General features: G+C 60.6%; 13 protein-coding genes. 3 read left to right on the top strand and 10 right to left on the bottom strand.

Going from position 1 to position 15,649, the window contains the following annotated elements; all coding sequences use genetic code 11:
* Window position 1 precedes the first annotated feature (1 nt).
* The 7 genes from FPL19_RS04900 to FPL19_RS04870 form a co-directional block, all read right to left on the bottom strand.
* Window positions 2-1,321: an SAM-dependent methyltransferase gene (locus FPL19_RS04900; RefSeq protein WP_150911163.1), complete on the bottom strand. Its 1,320-nt coding sequence runs from the start codon at window positions 1,319-1,321 to the stop codon at window positions 2-4.
* A 95-nt stretch (window positions 1,322-1,416) separates the two neighbouring features.
* Entirely contained in the window at window positions 1,417-2,712 is a 1,296-nt protein-coding gene (locus FPL19_RS04895) for a TRAP transporter large permease (RefSeq protein ID WP_150911161.1), read from the bottom strand.
* On the bottom strand, window positions 2,709-3,254 hold the full coding sequence (locus FPL19_RS04890; protein WP_150911159.1) for a TRAP transporter small permease subunit: 546 nt from the start codon (window positions 3,252-3,254) through the stop codon (window positions 2,709-2,711). The genes FPL19_RS04895 and FPL19_RS04890 overlap by 4 nt, the downstream gene beginning before the upstream one ends.
* 100 nt (window positions 3,255-3,354) lie before the next feature.
* On the bottom strand, window positions 3,355-4,431 hold the full coding sequence (locus FPL19_RS04885; protein ID WP_150911157.1) for a TRAP transporter substrate-binding protein: 1,077 nt from the start codon (window positions 4,429-4,431) through the stop codon (window positions 3,355-3,357).
* 144 nt (window positions 4,432-4,575) lie between these two features.
* Window positions 4,576-5,604, bottom strand: a complete 1,029-nt coding sequence (locus tag FPL19_RS04880; protein ID WP_150911155.1) for an alpha/beta fold hydrolase — start codon at window positions 5,602-5,604, stop codon at window positions 4,576-4,578.
* Window positions 5,537-6,598 carry a PA0069 family radical SAM protein gene (locus FPL19_RS04875; protein WP_150911153.1) on the bottom strand — a complete coding sequence of 354 codons (1,062 nt, stop codon included), beginning with the start codon at window positions 6,596-6,598 and terminating at the stop codon, window positions 5,537-5,539. Before FPL19_RS04875 ends, FPL19_RS04880 begins: the two co-directional genes overlap by 68 nt.
* Before the next feature lie 98 nt (window positions 6,599-6,696).
* Window positions 6,697-7,161, bottom strand: a complete 465-nt coding sequence (locus tag FPL19_RS04870; protein ID WP_150911151.1) for an ATPase — start codon at window positions 7,159-7,161, stop codon at window positions 6,697-6,699.
* A 162-nt stretch (window positions 7,162-7,323) separates the two neighbouring features.
* Here FPL19_RS04870 and FPL19_RS04865 point away from each other — a divergent pair, with 162 nt between their 5' ends.
* On the top strand, window positions 7,324-8,412 hold the full coding sequence (locus tag FPL19_RS04865; protein ID WP_150911149.1) for a beta-N-acetylglucosaminidase domain-containing protein: 1,089 nt from the start codon (window positions 7,324-7,326) through the stop codon (window positions 8,410-8,412).
* A 9-nt stretch (window positions 8,413-8,421) separates the two neighbouring features.
* Here the strand turns inward: FPL19_RS04865 and FPL19_RS04860 are convergent, their stop codons facing one another.
* From FPL19_RS04860 to ptsP, 3 genes are read right to left on the bottom strand one after another with little or no spacing between them, the layout of a single operon-like run.
* Complete coding sequence (locus FPL19_RS04860) at window positions 8,422-10,158, bottom strand: PTS fructose-like transporter subunit IIB (protein WP_150911147.1); 1,737 nt, start codon at window positions 10,156-10,158, stop codon at window positions 8,422-8,424.
* On the bottom strand, window positions 10,155-11,120 hold the full coding sequence (gene pfkB / locus FPL19_RS04855; protein WP_150911145.1) for a 1-phosphofructokinase: 966 nt from the start codon (window positions 11,118-11,120) through the stop codon (window positions 10,155-10,157). The genes FPL19_RS04860 and pfkB overlap by 4 nt, the downstream gene beginning before the upstream one ends.
* Window positions 11,120-13,954 carry a phosphoenolpyruvate--protein phosphotransferase gene (ptsP, locus tag FPL19_RS04850; protein ID WP_150911143.1) on the bottom strand — a complete coding sequence of 945 codons (2,835 nt, stop codon included), beginning with the start codon at window positions 13,952-13,954 and terminating at the stop codon, window positions 11,120-11,122. Before ptsP ends, pfkB begins: the two co-directional genes overlap by 1 nt.
* Before the next feature lie 125 nt (window positions 13,955-14,079).
* On the opposite strand from ptsP, the gene cra reads away from it, so the two are divergent.
* Both cra and FPL19_RS04840 read left to right on the top strand, forming a co-directional pair.
* Complete coding sequence (gene cra, locus FPL19_RS04845) at window positions 14,080-15,063, top strand: catabolite repressor/activator (protein ID WP_150911141.1); 984 nt, start codon at window positions 14,080-14,082, stop codon at window positions 15,061-15,063.
* A 23-nt stretch (window positions 15,064-15,086) separates the two neighbouring features.
* Window positions 15,087-15,626: a macro domain-containing protein gene (locus FPL19_RS04840; RefSeq protein WP_150911139.1), complete on the top strand. Its 540-nt coding sequence runs from the start codon at window positions 15,087-15,089 to the stop codon at window positions 15,624-15,626.
* Window positions 15,627-15,649: the final 23 nt, after the last annotated feature.

Below are 15,649 nucleotides of genomic sequence, written 5' to 3'. Positions count from 1 at the left end.
TTCAGCCCTCCGGTACCGCTGAGGTTTCGTAAATGTCCCGGCGACTCTGAGGCAGTTCGTTGTTCTGACCGTGGGTGAACACTACCTGAAAGAGCTGGAGGGAGCCGGCACGGAAGGCCGCGATGGATCCGGCCAGATACATTTCCCAGGCCCGGGCAAAGTGCTCATCGTATATGTCAGTGACCTGCTCGCGATGGCCCTGGAAACGGTCCATCCAGTGGGTCAGGGTCTGGGCGTAGTGCAATCGCAGGTTTTCCACATCCAGCACGGAGAACTCGCCTTCCTCGCAGATGGTGACGAATTCGGAAATGCTGGGCGGGTAGGCGCCGGGGAAGATGCGCTTTTCAATCCAGGCGTTCATCAGCATGGGGCGATTGCGGCCGATACTGTGCAGCAGTGCCAGGCCATTGGGCTTGAGTACCCGGCGGATCAGCTGGGACATGGCCGGAAAGTTTTCCTTTCCCACGTGCTCCAGCATCCCGATGGACACAAACGCATCGTATTGGCCATCAATGTTGCGGTAGTCGTCCTCGATGTATTCGATCAGATGGTCCAGTTTCTGCCGACGGGCTTCTTCCCGGGCGTACGCCAACTGTTCTTTTGAGATGTTGTAGGCATGAACCTTGACGCCATATTCCCGGGCCATGTACCGGGCCAGTCCGCCCCAGCCACAACCGGCTTCGGCAACCGTCATACCCGGTTTCAGGCGAAGCTTGCGGCAAACATGTTCCAGTTTCGCCAGCTGCGCCTGCTCAAGAGTAATGTCCGGGGATTCGAAGTAGGCGCAGGTGTATTGCATTTCGGCGTCGTCGAGCCAGAGCCGATAGAAATCATTGCCCAGATCGTAATGGTGGTGGATGTTTTCCCTGGCTTCAGACATCCCGGTGGAACGGGGGCTGTGATTGCGCCATAGCGCTTCCAGCCATTTGGGCCACTGCCTCTGGGCCTTATGTACATGGCGATAGAGAACTTCCATTAACTCGGACAGATCCCCATCTACCTGCAGGCGGCCGGCGCTGTAGAGGTCCCCGAATGCCAGATTGGGATTGGTGACCAGGGTGAGTAGTGCTTTGTGATCAGTCAGTCGCAGAGTGAACTCGGCGGTTGCCTCTTCGGGCTCGACTAGCTCACCGTTCCACAGCTCAAAGCGCACCGGCGGAGAGCCGGCCATCCGTAACAGTTTGCCCAGAAGCCATCGCTCATAGCTGTAAGGCTCGCGATCTGCCGGGGATTCTTCAGTGGGCAGTGTGAGTACATGAGGCCGTTGCTTTTCCGGCTGGTTTTCGTAAGCGATTGGGTCTCTTGCCGTGCTGTCACTCATCTTGCCGTGTCCCCCTTTGGCTGTGACTTGTCTATAGACTTTAGTATAGAAAAGTATCAGCGTTTGTCATATTTGACAGGGGGACCGGCCTGTTTTTAGTAGGTTGAGCTCATTCCGAACCATTCGGGGAAAATGATGATCATGGCCAGTACCACAATCTGGATCAGAATGAAGGGCACTATGCCCCGGTAGATATCCACCGTTCGGACCTCCGGCGGTGCTACGCCTTTGAGGTAGAACAGCGAGAATCCGAACGGGGGCGTCAGGAAGCTGGTTTGAAGGTTCATAGCGATCAGGATGGCAAACCAGAGCATGTTGATGCCCATGGATTCGGCGATCGGTGCCAGGATTGGCACGATGATGAACGAAATCTCTACAAAATCGATGAAGAAGCCGAGAATCAGGATCACCAGCATCGCCAGGATGATAAAGCCCCACTCGCCGCCGGGCAGCATGTGCAGCCAGTCTTCCAGCAGGTAGTCACCGCCGGTGTAGCTGAACACCATGGAGAAGGCGGTGGCGCCAATCAGAATGGCGAATACCATGGCGGTGACCTTCACCGTGTCTTTGGACGCATTCCAGACCATCTTGAATGAGAACTGACCGTAAAGGATGGCCAGCACTACCGCTCCTACGCCACCCAGGGCCGAGGATTCGGTGGGTGTGGCGATACCGGTAAAGATTGACCCCAGAACAACAACAATCAGCGCCAGCGGCGGGATGATGGCCAGCAATGCCGAGCCGATTTCCTGCTTGCGGGAACGGGTAGGGTCTTCCGGCATGGCCGGGGCCATCTCGGGTTTCAGGCGGGTCAGCACCAGTATATAGCCGATATACAGGCCGATCAGGATAACGCCGGGCCAGACCGCGGCCTTGAACAGGTCACCCACCGGCAGGCCGAGTACGTCTCCCAGAATAATCAGGATAATGGACGGCGGCACGATCTGCCCCAGGGTGCCGGAGGCGCAGATGGTGCCGGTGCTCAGACGCTTGTCGTAGTTATGAGCCAGCATGACCGGCAGGGAAATCAGACCCATGGCCACGACACTGGCGCCGACAACACCGGTGGAGGCAGCCAGCAGCGCGCCAACCAGTATGGTGGAGATGGCCAGCCCGCCGGGGAGCCCGCCAAACAGGCGGCCCATGGAAGTCAGCAGCTGTTCCGCCAAACGGGTGCGCTGGAGCACAACGCCCATGAAGATGAACAGCGGCACCGCCATCAGTACCGTGTTCTGCATCACGCTCATAATGCGGAAAGGCATAAAGGCGAACAGGTCCATGCCCTCGGCATAGATCCCGAAAAACAGGGCAACGCCACCAAAGGTAAACGCCACCGGGAAGCCCACCATCAACATCAGCAGGGCCACGCCGAACATAATCATACCGATCATGCCAGACCTCCCGCGCTGTGCTCACCTTCGTATTCTTTCTCTCCGGACATTACTCGCAGGGCAAAGGTCGCCATGTTAAGGCCGGCGGTGGCGATGAAAAACGCCGTGATCGGAATCACCGATTTAACGATCCAGCGGTGGGGAAGGCCGCCCGGATCGCCGCTGCCTTCACCCATATTGTAGGATTCCATGGCGAAGCTGTAGCCGTAATAGCCAATCAGGTACGCAAACGGAATGATAAAAATAAAGGCGCCGACCAGGTTGACCCAGGCTTTGGCCTTGTTGCTCCACCGTGTGTAGAACACGTCCACCCTTACATGGCCGTCTGTGCGCAGCGCGTAGGGAATACCCAGCATGAAGACCACCGAATAGAGATGCCATTCCATTTCCTGCATCCCGATGGACACTTCGTTGAACGCGTAACGGGCCACAACGTCATAGAACACATTGATGGCCATAAGGATCATGGCCACGCAGGCGACCCAGCCGCAGAGATTGGAGAGGCGGGCCAGGCCCTCGTCCAGTTTGATAATCCAGCGCATTACAGGTCCTCCGCCAACCGGTTTGGCGATTTTCAGTGGCTACAAACGACAAAACCGGGACCTCTCGGAGAGCGATCCCGGCTCTGTGACTAACGCTATCTTACTCGACTTCGGCCATGGTGTTCAGGTAGGCACGGGTCGAAATGTCCGTGTAGGCACGGGACTTGTTCAGATACTCTTCCTGGGACTCGATGATGCGAGCGGCTTGCTCGTTACCCTCGGCAGCCTCCTTCAGGAGCTTTTCGTTGGCCTTGTACATGGCCTGGAAAACGCTTTCGGGGAACTGCTTGATCTGCACGTTCGGGTGCTCGTCCTTGATGTTTGCCCAGGCTACTGCGTTCGCATGCTGCGACTGTACCAGCATATCGTAGGCTGACAGACGCATCGCTGTTCGCAGGATAGCTCTCAGATCTTCCGGCAGCTCATCCCAGGTGTCCTGGTTGACCAGGAACTGCAGCTCGGTGGCGGGCTCGTGCCAGCCGGTGTAGTAGTAGTCGGCAATCTGCTGGAAACCAAGGCGCAGATCCAGTGCCGGGCCTACCCACTCAACTGCATCAATGGTGTTGCGCTCAAGCGCGGTATACAGCTCACCCGGCGGAATGTTGGTAGGGTTGACGCCCACTTCGGCAAAGACTTCGCCGGCAAAGCCGGGAATGCGCATTTTCAGGCCCTGGAGGTCTTCCAGGGAGTTGATTTCCTTGCGGAACCAGCCGCCCATCTGCACGCCGGTGTTGCCGCCCGGGAAGGACATCATGTTGTGCGGTTCATAGACTTCCTGCATGAGTTCCATGCCATCGCCGTGGTAGAACCAGGCGTATTGCTCGATGGCGGTCATGCCGAACGGCATACTGGTGAAAAACAGGGTCTCGGGAACCTTGCCTTTCCAGTAGTAGGAGGCGGAATGCCCCATGTCGTACTGGCCGGCTTTGACCATGTCGAATACGCCGAAGGGCGCCTTATGCTTGTTGGAGGAATCGATGCGGATACGCAGACGGCCACCGGACATTTCTTCGGCCAGCTCTGCCATGCGCTTGGTGGTGTCACCGAAAATCGGAAAGTTGGGTCCCCAGGTTTCCGCCAGGCGCAGTGTAACGGTGTCCTGGGCGAGAGCCTGTGTTGAGGCAAATGTGGTGGCTACAGCCAGCACAGCTGCGGATAGAACAGAACGGATCTTCATTGCTCTTCTAGCCTCTTTTGTCGTTTTTGTGTTGAGAGCCTCTCCCGATTTCGGGAGGAGTAACTCCTTACTCTAGGTCAACTTAGCAATATTCGATAGTTAACGGAACGAAAAAGCGGTGTCTTTACGACCTAGGTCTAGCCGTTATGGCGACGGGTCTGAGGCGTCGCTGATGGCCTGGCGGATACGGCGAAACAGGGTTGTCTGGAACTGCTCGTCCATGGGGTAAAGGTGGCCTGTGCCGGGCATCAGAGTGAGAGTTGCCTTGGGCAGCCTCGATGTCAGGTGCCGGGCATAATCCTCGGGGACAAACGGGTCCTGTTCACCTTGATAGACCCACACTGGCGTAGCCACTTCGGACAGATGAAAGCCCCAGTCAACCAGCTCGGTCAGCAGGTCCGTGGCAATGGCATGGCCGCCGCTGGCCAGGCAGGCGAGCTGGTCCTGCCGGAAGTGCCCCTGTTTCTGTAGCTGGCCGAGCAGCTGACGGTCCTGCTCGCTGACCAGCTGCCTTGCTTCGCGCAGGTACAGCCCCGGGTGTCGACGGGACATCCATACGACGATACGCACTACCAGACGAACCAGCGCTGGGCTCAGGCGAGCCAGTCGCGGCCCCGGCCAACGCGTGCCCTCAATCACGCGCTGGGTACCCTGATATTCCCCGAAATGGGTAAAACCGGACAGGCAAATGCCCAGATCCATGCGCGCCCCGAGCCGGTATCCGCAGGCCAGGGTTCTAGAGCCACCGCTGGACCAACCCATATGGCTGAAGCGCCGTATTCCCAAAACATCAATAAGTTGGCGGATATCCTCCGGGTAATCCAGCAGGGTGCGGCCCGGCTGAAAATCGGACTCGCCGATGCCCGGGCGGTCCGGTGTCAGTATCCGGAAGCCGTGCTCCATGGCCCGCTGATGCAGAAACCTGCCCTCCAGGCGGCAGCCGGGCATGCCATGGCCGAATATCAACGGATAGCCGTCCGGGTCCCCCTGATCCGTAAACGCGAGGGTGCGCCCGTCCGTGAGAGTCAGACGCTGTTCGTTGATAACGGTGTGTCTGGTGATGGGGCTGGTAATGTGGCTGCTCTCCCTGGCTGCTTTGTCGGATCTAGAAAAGGCTGATTTGCTCTCCCCCGGGGCGCCGGAAAAGGTCCGTGCGCAATGGCTCGGCCTCATGCAGCCCCAGCCCCAGCTGTTTTGCCCGCTTCGCGAAGCGCTGGCGGATCAGGTCGGAATAGGGCCCGCTGCCGGTCATCCTGCGCCCGAACGTGGCATCGTAACTTTTACCACCGCGCAGATCACGGATGCGGCCCATCACTCGCTCGGCCCGGTCCGGGTAATGTCTTTGCAGCCAGTCGCGGAAGAGCTCGTCCAGTTCCAGGGGCAGGCGCAGCATAATCCAACTTGCCCGTTGGGCGCCGGCATCGGCCGCGGCTCTCAGAATTGCCTCGATTTCATGGTCGTTTATAAACGGGATCACCGGACCGAGTATGATACCGGTGGGCACCTCGGCTGCGGTGAGTTCCCGGATGATCTTGAGGCGTGTGGCGGGTGCAGCTGTGCGCGGCTCCATCCGGCCTTTGAGGGTATTGTCCAGGGTGGTGAGGCTGACCCGCACCGAGCAGAGGCCCTTGGCGGCCATTTCCGATAGCAGATCCAGATCACGGAGAATCAGGGCACCCTTGGTGATAATGGAGACTGGATGTTGGTATTCGGCCAGTACTTCCAGTATCTGACGGGTAATGCCCCGGTCCTTCTCAACCGGCTGGTAGGCGTCCGTATTGACGCCCAGGGCAATGGCAGACACCCGATAGCCCGGCTTGTCCAGCTCTCTGCGAAGCTGATCCGCGGCGCCCGGTTTGGCAATCAGCCGGGTCTCAAAATCCAGCCCCGGCGACATGTCCCAGTAGGCATGGGTGGGTCGGGCAAAACAGTAAACGCACGCGTGTTCGCAACCCCGGTAGGGATTAATGGACTGGTCGAAGGGCACGTCCGGCGACTGGTTGCGGCTGATGATGCTTTTTACCCGCTCATCCACCACTTCCGTTGCCACGGAATCCGGGCAGATCTGATCCGCCGGGTCCTGATACCATCCGTCATCCTGCTGGCGGTCAGTCACAATCGGCTGAAAGCGGTTATGGGGGTTAAGCGGTGTGGCGCGGGTTTTCATGGCAGAATCCGGAACACTGTTTTTATGTACAGTACTTTATGTCCACAGTACTCCGGGCGCCAGCAAAAATCCAGTCATCATTCCCCTGCGGACAAACCTCAGAGGTCGTTCATTGAACTGACCTGATGCGCCAGCCTCATGGCTTCATTTTCCTCCATTTCACGGAGTGACTCTACGAGTTCGCTGGCTTCGGGTATTTCCGTTTTAAGGGCAAGGTCCTTGTAAAGGTTGATCACCTGATCGTGGAATTCGAAGATTTTCCGGGTGATGGTGTCAAAATCCATCGCAGCGTAATGACCGTCGCAGGTATCGTGGTTTCTCACGCCCCTGTGCTCATTTTCATAGAAATCATAGAGTCTGGTTTGCAGGGCCTTTTTATCGGCCTGCTTCTCGAACTCCGTGGTGATCTGCTCAATTTCCGCCTCGTGGCGCGCCAGGTAGGCGAGTAGGGCACTTGCACGTTCGTCCCGGTTTTTCTTGGCACACTCGGAAAGACAGTGAGACAGATGACGGTGGAGCTGGCGAGCCCACTCAATAAGATCTTCGTAGGTTTTGATTTCCATTGCGCAGTCTCCTCCTACCGCTTCGTGCTGGCGATTTGTTGTAAGTTGGATATTGTTAAAGTCTAGCGAAGATCGGGGCAAATGTCCGGTGACCGCCGGGTTACTATGCGATAACCTCCGCAAATCAGAGCCTTCACCCGTATCGGTTAAATGGATTCATCAATGTCGATTGCTCCCCCATCAGGTCAGCCCCCGCTAGGTATCATTGAAGGCTTCTACGGCCCGCTCTGGACGTGGGAAGAGCGACGGCAGGTGGTGCGTTGCCTGGCACCCCACGGATACCGCAACTACTGGTATGCGCCCAAGGCTGATACTTTCCTGCGCCGGCGCTGGACCGAGCCTCACCCCGATGCCGTGGCCGGTGAGTTGGCTGATTTTGCGCATTTCTGCGCGGAACAGGGCGTGAAATTCGGTATCGGACTTAGCCCTTTCGAGGTTTTCAACAACTTCAATGATTCCGCCAAAACGTCTCTGGCACAGAAGCTGGCGGTGTTTGACCAGTTGGGCATTACTGATCTGGCGATTCTTTTCGACGATATGAAAAGCGACACTCCGGGGCTGGCCGTTTGCCAGGCCGATATTATCCACTGGGTGGCGGAGCGAAGCGGCGCAGACCAGCTGACTGTCTGCCCCAGCTACTATTCCGATGACCCGGTACTGGACCGGGTGTTTGGCCAGCGACCGGCGCACTATCTGGAAGATCTGGGTAAGGCGCTGGATCCGTCCGTGCAGGTCTTCTGGACCGGCGAGGAGGTCTGCTCCCGTGAGGTGTCTCCCGGGCATCTGCAACGGGTTGCACAGGCGCTGGGGCGCAAGCCGGTGCTGTGGGATAACTACCCGGTGAACGATGGCGATCGCATGTCGCAACACCTGCACCTGCGCGGGTTCACCGGCCGGCCGGCGGCTAACGGCGATTACCTGTCCGGACATGCCATTAATCCGGCATTGCAGCCCACACTTACCACCATTCCGGCGCTAACACTGGCGCGGAATTATCAGCAGGGCAAGGACTACCAGTACGGGCAGGCCTTTCGCGAAGCGGCAACCGAGGTGCTGGGCGCGGACCTGGCCCGTCAGCTGGTGAATGATCTGCTGGTATTGCAGGACACCGGCCTGGCTCGGATCAGCGAGGAACGCCACGCGGCGCTGACGGCCTGCTACCGGGGCTTTGATCACCCGGCCGCCAGGGAAATCCTGCGCTGGCTGGCCGGAGACTACCAGGTTACTGATGAGATGGTGCAGACCCAGTAACATCGACGATCAGGAGGTTGGCGCCACCTCGGCCTTGCCGGTTTTGATCAGGGCGTAACCAAAACCGATCACCAGCGAGCCGATGGTGATGGCGGCCACGTAGGGCAGAACCACACTGACCGCATTGGGAATGGCCAGTACAAACAGACCGCCATGGGGCGCCAGCAGTTTTACCGCGAACAGCATGGACAGTGCGCCGGTGATGGCGCCGCCGATCATGCACACCGGAATCACTCGCAGCGGATCCTTGGCCATGAACGGAATGGCGCCCTCGGAAATAAAGCACAGCCCCAGCACGAAAGAGGCCCGCCCGGCCTGGCGTTCGGCCTCTGCAAACTTGGCCCGTGCCACAAAACTGGCCACGCCCATGCCAATGGCCGGCACCATGCCGGCCGCCATAATGGCGGCCATGGGGGCAGAGCCACCGGTTCCCTCCGACAGCAGGCCCACGCCGAAGGTATAGGCGGCTTTGTTGACCGGCCCGCCCAGGTCGAAGCACATCATCGCCCCGAGAATGCCGCCCAGCAGAATGGCGTTGGTGGTCCCCATGCTTTCCAGGAAGTCCGTCATGCTGTCCATCAGCGCGGCGGCCGGTTCACCGACTACGTAGATCATGGCCAGCCCGGTGATCAGGCTGGCGAACAGCGGAATAATCAGAATGGGTTTGAGTGATTCGATGCTTTCCGGCATTGGCAGTTTGCGGCTGATAAAACGGGCCACGTACCCCGCGAGAAAACCGGCGATGATACCGCCAAGAAAACCAGCACCCAGCGTGCTGGCCAGGTAGCCGCCGATCATCCCCGGTGCCAGGCCGGGGCGGTCGGCAATGGACCAGGCAATGTAGCCGGCAAGCAGCGGGATCATCAGCTTGAAAGCGGTACCGCCGCCGATCTGCATCAGCGCGGCGGCCAATGTGCCTTCCTGTTCAAAGGCATCAATCCCGAATACAAAGGACAGGGCGATCAACAGCCCGCCTGCCACTACCATGGGCAGCATGAAGGAAACACCGGTCAGCAGATGCTTGTAGGGACCCTTGCTTTCGCCGCCGCCGGACGCGGACGCTTTTTTCTCGCTGGACTCGACCGCAGCCTTGGCGAGTGCGTCTTCGATTGTGGGCCCGGGCTTTTTCAGGGCATTGCCGGTTGATGTACGCCAGAGCCGCTTGCCGGCGAAACGACCGGGATCCACTTCGATATCGCAGGCCAGGATGACTACATCCGCCGCTTCAATTTCCTCCGCGGTCAACGGGTCCTGGGCGCCCACGGAACCCTGGGTTTCAACGCGAATCTGGTGGCCCGCCTCGGTGGCCGCGGTCGTCAGGGCCTCGGCCGCCATGAAGGTGTGGGCAACGCCGGTCGGGCAGGCCGTGACGGCGACGATACGTTTGCCCTCGGAGCCAGCGGGTGCCGTTTCCGTCCCGGCGGATTCCGATGGCTGGTAGGGTTCTGCCTGTTTTTCAGCCTCTTCCAGAACCGCCATAGGCTCGGGCAGGGCTTGGGTTAATGGCACCTGGTAAAGGCGCTTCCCGGCGAAGGCGCTCAGGTCGGTTGGTGTGCTGATAGCGGCAATCACAAGGTCCGCCGATGCAATCTCTTCCCCGGAAAGGACAGAGGATCGCTGCTGCGGCGTGCGGATGTCGGTGCTGGCTTCCCAGCCTTTATTCTGCGCCGCACGTTCCAGCGCCCGGGCCGCCAGAAAGCTGGTCGCGACACCCTGGGGGCAGGCGGTAACAATGATCAGTCTCATAATGGCATCTCCCCATTGTTGTTTTGCCCGGGCCAGGGGGTGACGCGGGTTTGCTGGATCAGTCGGGTGAAGTCTTCCGCCATCGGGTCGCCGACACCGGTATGGCGAACGCACTCGGCGGACAGAGCAGTGGCGGTGGACAGCACCTGCTCGGGGTGGTGATCTTCAAGTAGCCCATGGAGCAGGCCGGCAAGCAGCGTGTCGCCAGCGCAGACGGTACTCACAGCCCGCACCGGCGGCGGGCACGACTGCCAGTTGCCCCGGGGCGAAAGCCAGAGCACGCCTTTGGCGCCCATGGAAATCACGACATTGTCGATGCCGCCGTCCTGAAGCTTGCGGGCCGCCCGGTGTATGGCTTCCGGGCTATTCATTGGCCGGCCTGCCCATTGCGACAGTTCACCCAGATTCGGTTTGATGCCGTCCGGCAGGGCAGCAATTCCGGCAGCCAGGGCCGGGCCACTGGTGTCCAGCCACACCGGCACCTCGGCTTTCCTGGCTCGGGCGATCAACCTGGATAATGCTTCCGGTGAGACGTCCGCGGGTAGGCTGCCGGCAATGGCGAGTGCGTCGCATTCGCTAAGCAGGTTGTCGAGGCTGGCTTCGAGTTGTTGCAGTGAATCGGGGGGTGCTGTGAACCCGGGGCCGTTAAGGTCAGTTACCCGGCCATCGTCTTCGGCGATTTTTACGTTGATGCGATTTTGCCCGGGCACCCGGATAAAACGGTCCTCCAGAAGCTCGGTTTCGAACAGGCGCTCGAAGGGGGCGGCGTTGAGGCCGCCCAGCAGGCCGGAGACACAGACCCTGTGGCCCAGACGGGACAGCACGCAGCCGAGGTTAATGCCCTTGCCGGCGGCGTCCAGGCGCGTGGTTCTGGAACGATTGACGGTTCCGAGGCTGACCGCGCCGGTTTCGAGGTTCAGATCCAGCGCCGGATTCAGTGTAATCGTGAGTATGCGCGCCATTACTGGGCCTCCAGGGCGTCGCGCACCTCGGCGGCGGTCGCTTTGCCCAGGGCCAGAGTGGCCTGTTTCCGTGCCTGGCCCAGGCTCAGCCCGCGAATGCAGGCTTTCACCAAAGGTACCCGCCGACTGGTGACCGACAGCTCGTCCACCTCCAGGCCCAGCAGTACCGGAATGGCCTGGGGGTCGGAAGCCAGTTCGCCGCAGACGCCGACCCAACGCTGGTGGGCGTGAGCGGCCTCGACCGTCATGCGGATCAGTTGCAGCACCGAGGGGTGCAGGCCGTCGGATTCCGCCGAAAGCTGACCGTGGCCGCGGTCGATCGCCAGTGTGTACTGGGTCAGATCGTTGGTTCCCACCGAGAAAAAGTCCACTTCCGGCGCAAGGGTGTGCGCAAGCAGTGCGCAGGAGGGCACTTCGATCATCACGCCGACCTGCAGATCCTGGCAGGGAATATCGGCGCGGGCCCGCTCGACAATGGCTTTGGCGGCGCGGAATTCCGCCAGGTCTTTGACCATGGGGAACATGATCCGCAGCGGGCGGTTGTCGGCGGCGGTCAGCAAGGCGCGGATCTGGGTCTCGAGGATGTTCGGGCGCGTCAATGACAGGCGAATCCCCCTCATCCCCAGGAACGGATTGTCTTCCTGAGGCAATGGCCAGTAGTCCAGCGGTTTGTCGCCACCCACGTCCAGGGTGCGGGCAACCAGTGGCAGGCCGTTCAGGGCATCAAAAGCGTGGCGGTATTCCTTCACCTGGGTGTCCAGGTCCGGTGCTTCCGGATGTGCCATGAAAATGAACTCGGTGCGCAGCAGGCCGATGCCATCGGCGCCCCGTTCCACGGCGTCGGAGGTATGGGCGGTATTGCCCAGGTTGGCGCAGACCTCAATGGTGTGGCCGTCGGTGGTGGTGGCCGCATCGTTGCGGCATTCGTGGGCGTCCGTCTGAAGGCGGGCAAGCTGGTCCAGCCTGCGATTGATGCGTTCACGACGCTCCGGGCCCGGATTGGGCACCACGCAGCCGCGCTCGCCATCAACCACCAGGTCAACACCATCATCAAGAGTCAGAATCCGCTCGCCGGTGCCCACCACCGCCGGCAGGCCCAGAGCCCTTGCCAGAATGGCACTGTGAGAGGTGGCGCCGCCCCGGGCGGTTACCAGTCCGCGAACCCTTCGGGTATCCAGCCGCGCGACATCAGACGGGCCCAGGTCGTCAGACACCAGCACGTAGGACTCGTCCGGCGGCGTGGGGGTGGCAACACCACAGAGGTTGGCCAGCACGCGGCGGCCCACATCCCGCAGGTCAGCCGCCCGCTCGGCCAGCAGGCGGTCGGGCAGCGCTTCCTGGGCCCGGGCGGCAGTGTCGATTGCCTGCCACCAGCCGGCTTCAGCGGAGCTGCCCTCGTTAATAGCCTCCTGAGCGGCCTGCCGAAGGTCGTCGTCCTGCAGCATTTCCACATGTACCGACAGAATTGGCGCGGCTTCACCACCTTCAGCCTGTCGGATCAGTGTGCGTAACTGGCCATCCGCCTCGTCGATGGCCCTGCCCAGTCGGCTGTTCTGCTCGTCCGGGTCGCCGGCTGTGGCGGCATAGTCCAGTACTGGCTGTCGCATGATAAAGGCCGGGGCCAGCGCCAGCCCCGGCGATGCGGCGACCGCCTTCAGCGGCTCGTCATCGGCCAGAGGCTCCGGCGGAGCTTCCGGTGTTGGTGCTTTCTGCTCTGTTTCCTGCGGTCTCAAGGGCGAAACCGATTCCCCCAGTCCGTCCCGGACGGCCTGGCAGACGTGACTCACTGCCTGTTCTGCTTCGCTACCGGAGGCGGAAACCACCAGAGTCTGGCCCCGGCGGGCACCCAGCCCGATGATGCGAGTGAGGCTGGTGGCGGAGACGGAGTTGCCGTCGCCCTCTTCCAGACGCAGGCGGATGTCGGCATTGTGCCTGCGGGCCTCTTGAACCAGCTGTTTGGCCGGCCGGGCGTGAAGACCATGGGTGTTCAGCAGCCGAACTCGTTCGCTGACCGCGTTGGCCTGTTCGCCGGATAGCCGGGATAGCACCGCATCGACGGAGCGGCCCTGCAGCGGCGTATTCTGGGCCAGAAAGTTGTCGATGCGTTCAAGCAGCTCGCGGCAGTCGTCACCCAGACCGGCAAGGCAGAAAACTCCCGCCAGTTCTTCGGTTGCTTCCCTGGGCGTTGCGAGAGCCAGAGCAGGGCGCCGGTTGCCAATGCTGTGGTGAACCAGCCAGAAACCCTGGCCAAGACTGACCGCTGGCTGGCCGACAATTTCCTTCATGAATGCACTGTCCACGCAGCCCAGGCTCTGCAGACGGGCGGCAGCGTTCATCGCCAGCTCGGTTCCGGAGCGGGTTTCTACGCCCAGGCAAAGGGTGTCCGCGTCGCATTTGGGAACCACCGGTTCCTTTGACAGCAGCGCTGCCAGCGCGGTGGTTTCGGTGGTCTGCGCCAACTGCTGCGACAGGCCCGGTTTGTCGAGCACCCGGGTCAGATGGCGCAGAATATCCAGGTGTTCATCCGACTGTGCAGCGATGGCCACCAGAACATACACGGTGCGGTCGTCGTGCCATTTTACGCCCTGGGGAAACTGCAACACCCGGATGCCCGTGCTGATCACTGCATTACGACTTTCCGGCGTGCCGTGGGGAATGGCGATACCATTGCCGAGAACCGTCGAAGACTGTTGTTCCCGCGCCAGCATGCCAGCGTGATAGTCGGCGGTGATGCGGCCAGCTTCCTGCAGGTGCTCACTGGCCTGGTTCAGGGCGTCCTGCCAGTCGGTGGCCTTGCAGCCGAGGCGGATATCGTTGGCGGTCAGCGTCAGCATCGGGTGTGGCCTCGCTTTTGTTGTTGGCAAACAGGCTTGCTGAATCGTGTCAGCAGTCATAAAATGAATCATGAAACAGATCTGATCAGAAATCAAGCAATCTGTACCCGGGAGGAAATCGCCCCATGACTCTTGCAGAACTCGCCCGACTTGCCGGGGTGTCACGCACCACTGCAAGCTACGTCATCAACGGCCAGGGGCCGGCGCGCAGAATCAAACAGGCTACCATCGACAGGGTGCTGGCCACGGCCCGGGAATACCATTTTCAGATTGATACCCAGGCGGCGGCCCTCCGTGGTGGTGCCAGCCGCACCCTGGGGTTCATCCTGCCGGACCTTGAGAATGCGAGCTATGCACGACTAGCCAAGTTGCTGGAGCAGGGCGCCCGTGCCCGGGGTTATCAACTACTGATTGCCGGTTCCGGGGACGACCCGGAGACCGAGCGCGAACTTGCTCGTTCCCTCAAAGCCAGACGATGTGATGTGCTGATTGTTGCCAGCGCGCTGGCGCCGGATGACCCTTTCTATCAGCAGATGCAGCAAGACGGGCTTCCGGTCATCGCCGTGGACCGGGCCCAGTCGCCGGGCCTGATCAGTTGCGTGGTCAGCGATAATCGCAAGGGGGCGGCTGCTCTGACCCGGTCGGTGCTGGAACCGGGCACAGATTCAGTGGTCTGGCTGGATGCCCTGCCAGACCTTGTAATGACCCGGGAGCGTCGCCGGGGCTTTGAGGAAGTGGCGCGGACTCGCGGCGCCCGCTGGTCGGTCTGCAGTGGCGACCACTACGACCGAGCCACTGGCGCCGCCCTGATGCATCGGGTTCTGGCCGAACAGGGCCTGCCAGATGCGCTGATCACCGCGTCCTATACATTGCTGCAAGGGGTGCTTGATACGTTGCTTGAACAGCCCGGCGGCTTGCCGGAGTCGCTGCGGATAGCTACCTTCGGAGATGACCGGCTGCTGGATTTCCTGCCGGTCCGAGTTCACTCGTTACCACAGAAACACGAGGCCATTGCCGAAGCGACACTGGAACGGGCGCTTGCAGCAATTTCGGGTCACAGCGAGCCGGAGACCATCATCATTAACCGGTCGCTGAAACGACGTCGCTGAGCCGATGGCCGTGGAGGATTCCCATGGCACAGGTTGAACTGAACGGAAAAATAGTGGAGTGCGTGCGGGGCGACATTACCCGTCAGAATGACATCGAGGCTGTTGTTAACGCCGCCAATGCCCAATTGATGTCCGGTGGCGGCGTGGCCGGTGCGATTCATTCCGCCGCCGGCCCGCGGCTGGCGGAGGAGTGCCAGCCGATGGCGCCGATTAAGCCGGGCGAAGCGGTGATCTCAGGGGCTCACAATCTGCCAAACCAGTATGTGATTCATTGCCTGGGACCTGTTTATGGCGTTGACGAGCCCTCGGATCAGCTGCTGGCGGATTGCTACCGGAACGCGCTGGAACTGGCCGATAGTATGGGCATTGAATCCGTGGCCTTTCCGGCGATTTCCGCTGGGGCTTTCGGATATCCCCTCGAAGGCGCGGCCGAGATGGCCCTGGATACGGTGATAGGCGTTTTACCGCGGCTTGAAAGTGTCCGCCGGGTACGCTTTGTCTTGTTTGGCGAAGCGGACGAGCAGGCGTTCAGCCGTCAACTGCGATCGGTCGAAGAGGAATAGGCAAGGTGCCGGCAGGCCACTGT

Source organism: Marinobacter halotolerans, assembly GCF_008795985.1.
GTDB lineage: Bacteria > Pseudomonadota > Gammaproteobacteria > Pseudomonadales > Oleiphilaceae > Marinobacter > Marinobacter halotolerans.
The sequence above is the reverse complement of the archived record's forward strand: the minus strand, read 5'-3'. Positions and strand labels throughout refer to the sequence as shown.

Coding starts and splice junctions, on each gene's coding strand:
- cra (WP_150911141.1), top strand. CDS start 14,080: ATGACTCTTGCAGAACTCGCCCGACTTGCCGGGGTGTCACGCACCACT.
- FPL19_RS04890 (WP_150911159.1), bottom strand. CDS start 3,254: ATGCGCTGGATTATCAAACTGGACGAGGGCCTGGCCCGCCTCTCCAAT.
- FPL19_RS04840 (WP_150911139.1), top strand. CDS start 15,087: ATGGCACAGGTTGAACTGAACGGAAAAATAGTGGAGTGCGTGCGGGGC.
- FPL19_RS04860 (WP_150911147.1), bottom strand. CDS start 10,158: ATGAGACTGATCATTGTTACCGCCTGCCCCCAGGGTGTCGCGACCAGC.
- FPL19_RS04895 (WP_150911161.1), bottom strand. CDS start 2,712: ATGATCGGTATGATTATGTTCGGCGTGGCCCTGCTGATGTTGATGGTG.
- FPL19_RS04865 (WP_150911149.1), top strand. CDS start 7,324: ATGTCGATTGCTCCCCCATCAGGTCAGCCCCCGCTAGGTATCATTGAA.
- FPL19_RS04880 (WP_150911155.1), bottom strand. CDS start 5,604: ATGAGGCCGAGCCATTGCGCACGGACCTTTTCCGGCGCCCCGGGGGAG.
- pfkB (WP_150911145.1), bottom strand. CDS start 11,120: ATGGCGCGCATACTCACGATTACACTGAATCCGGCGCTGGATCTGAAC.
- FPL19_RS04870 (WP_150911151.1), bottom strand. CDS start 7,161: ATGGAAATCAAAACCTACGAAGATCTTATTGAGTGGGCTCGCCAGCTC.
- FPL19_RS04875 (WP_150911153.1), bottom strand. CDS start 6,598: ATGAAAACCCGCGCCACACCGCTTAACCCCCATAACCGCTTTCAGCCG.
- FPL19_RS04885 (WP_150911157.1), bottom strand. CDS start 4,431: ATGAAGATCCGTTCTGTTCTATCCGCAGCTGTGCTGGCTGTAGCCACC.
- FPL19_RS04900 (WP_150911163.1), bottom strand. CDS start 1,321: ATGAGTGACAGCACGGCAAGAGACCCAATCGCTTACGAAAACCAGCCG.
- ptsP (WP_150911143.1), bottom strand. CDS start 13,954: ATGCTGACGCTGACCGCCAACGATATCCGCCTCGGCTGCAAGGCCACC.